The organism is Pauljensenia hongkongensis (genome assembly GCF_001746855.1).
Taxonomy (GTDB): domain Bacteria; phylum Actinomycetota; class Actinomycetes; order Actinomycetales; family Actinomycetaceae; genus Pauljensenia; species Pauljensenia hongkongensis.
The window spans coordinates 778,418-780,299 of the sequence record NZ_CP017298.1 but is presented as its reverse complement, the minus strand read 5'-3'; the positions used below and the strand labels follow the sequence as shown (position 1 = coordinate 780,299).

3 protein-coding genes and 1 pseudogene are annotated in these 1,882 nt (G+C 72.8%); 1 reads left to right on the top strand and 3 read right to left on the bottom strand.

The genetic code is table 11. The annotated features are described in order from the left end of the window. Positions 1 to 169 precede the first annotated feature (169 nt). The 3 genes from BH719_RS10345 to BH719_RS03235 all read right to left on the bottom strand — a co-directional run bounded on the left by BH719_RS10345 (position 170) and on the right by BH719_RS03235 (position 1,389). Complete coding sequence (locus BH719_RS10345) at positions 170 to 244, bottom strand: 50S ribosomal protein bL37 (protein WP_370465157.1); 75 nt, start codon at positions 242 to 244, stop codon at positions 170 to 172. Between the two features lie 211 nt (positions 245 to 455). Then, entirely contained in the window at positions 456 to 761 is a 306-nt protein-coding gene (locus tag BH719_RS03240) for a hypothetical protein (protein ID WP_009743317.1), read from the bottom strand. Positions 762 to 777: 16 nt separating this feature from the next. Beyond that, positions 778 to 1,389, bottom strand: a complete 612-nt coding sequence (locus BH719_RS03235) for a sigma-70 family RNA polymerase sigma factor (RefSeq protein ID WP_009743316.1) — start codon at positions 1,387 to 1,389, stop codon at positions 778 to 780. 192 nt (positions 1,390 to 1,581) lie between these two features. Between BH719_RS03235 and BH719_RS09565 the strand changes: the two are divergent. Further along, positions 1,582 to 1,882 (top strand): annotated as a pseudogene (locus BH719_RS09565) (DoxX family membrane protein); the annotation flags it as partial.

The window sequence follows — 1,882 nt, the reverse complement described above, 5'->3', positions numbered from 1 at the left end:
CGCTGCTGTGCGAAGGGCCCGGGGCCGCCACACGTGGGAGGCCCGCGCCCGCCAGGCGGCTCAGGCGCTCACCGGGGCCTAGGGGGCGCCGCGCAGGCGGCGGGGCGCGCCGACGGGGCGCAGAAGATGCCCGGAAGCCGTGAGGCCGCCGGGCATCCGAGTCATCGGCTCAAGCGTTGGGACGCTTGCCGTGGTTCGCGCCGTTCTTACGACGATCGCGACGCTTACGACCCCTCTTCGACATGGTGTTCTCCTCGTTGGTCGGTCTGAACCCCCGTATTTTCGCACACATGCCACGGGGCCACCAACGCGCCCCGCCCCGGGCGCGACGCACATCACCGCATGCGCGACATTCGTGTGGCGCGCACCACGGGTATTCGTCCTCCTGGGCCCGCTCTTCCGGCCGGCGCCCGGAAGCGGAGGCGTCCCCCGCCCCGGACGCCCCTGGGTGCGGCTCAACCGCGGTAGGCCACCGAGATCCGGGTGATCGAGGCCGTGACACGGGCGCGCAGGGCGGCGGGCGCCTGCGCGGTCCCGTAGCAGCGGCGCAGGAGCGCCCGCACGTGGCGCTCGGCCTCCAACGCGTCCGAGCACTGCGCGCACGAGGCCGCGTGCGCCAGCATGAGGGCGCGCAGGCGCGCGTCGGGGCCGTCGATGTCGCCGCCGTCGATGAGCGCGCCCCTGCGGTCGCACTCCTCGCAGTCGATCAGGGCGTAGATCTGCTCCAGGACCTCCCGGCAGGTGGGCGCGGGGCCGTTCATCGTGCTCCTCCGGCTGTCATCGTGCTCCTCCGATCCCGTATTCCGCTGCGACCTCTCCCAGCTTCGCGCGCAGGTTGCGCCTGGCCCGGTTCAAACGGCTCATGACCGTCCCGATCGGGATGCCCAGGGCCTGGGCGATCTCCTTGTACGTCATGGACTCCACATCGGCCATGACGATCACCATCCGGTGCTCCTCCGACAACGACTCCAGGGCGTCGCGCAGTTGCTCGGAGGGCAGGGCCTCCAGCGCCTCGACCTCCGCCGAGACCAGGCCCCGTGCGTCGTGCGAGGCCGCCTCGGCCAGCTGCCAGTCCTCGACGGTGTCCGTCGAGGCCCGTTTCGGGGAGCGCTGCGCCTTGCGGTACTGGGTGATGTACGTGTTCGTCAGGATCCTGTAGAGCCAGGCCTTGATGTTGGTGCCGGGCTTGTACTGGTGGAACTTCGAGTAGGCCTTGAGGTAGGTCTCCTGGACGAGGTCCTCGGCGTCCGCGCGGTTGCGCGTCATGCCCAGGGCCGCGCCGAAGAGCTGGTCCATGAGGGGCATCGCCTCGTCCATGAACCGCTCCCGCAGTTCCGCCTGCTCGGCGGGCGGGGCCGCCCCCGCCGGTGTGGGTGTCGTCGTGTCCATCGGTGACCAGCCTAGTCGCGGTGCCGGGAGGGGCGCTTGTCGTGGCTGGTGGGCGTGGCATGTGAGCGGAACGCTCCGCGCCCCGGCCGTATTCCCCGCGCGCGAGTGGCCTGGGCCGCAGTCCGCCCGCCTGTGGCGCCGCCCCGGGGTGTTCCATTTCGCGAACGCGCCGATCCCGGTCAGAATGGGGGTATGAATCTGCTGCGCATGGTCGCCCGCCCCCTTCTCGCCGCCCCCTTCATCGCCGACGGCATCGACGCCGTGCGCGATCCGCGTGCCCACGTGGCGCGCATCGCGCCCGCCCGCCCCCTCATCGACCGCGCCGCCTCAGTGGCGGGCGTGGAGGCCGACGACGGGCGCCTCGTCGCCGCCACCCGCGTCCTCGGGGCCGTCACCGCCGTCGCGGGAGTGGGGTTCGCGCTGGGCCGGGCGCCCCGGGTCTGCGCCGCCGTCCTCGCCGTCGTCGGGGCGCCCGTTGCCCTCGCCCCCCGGA

What these genes read in the sequence shown, in the direction of transcription:
- BH719_RS03240 (WP_009743317.1), bottom strand. Translation starts at nt 761, where the DNA reads ATGAACGGCCCCGCGCCCACCTGCCGGGAGGTCCTGGAGCAGATCTAC.
- BH719_RS03235 (WP_009743316.1), bottom strand. Translation starts at nt 1,389, where the DNA reads ATGGACACGACGACACCCACACCGGCGGGGGCGGCCCCGCCCGCCGAG.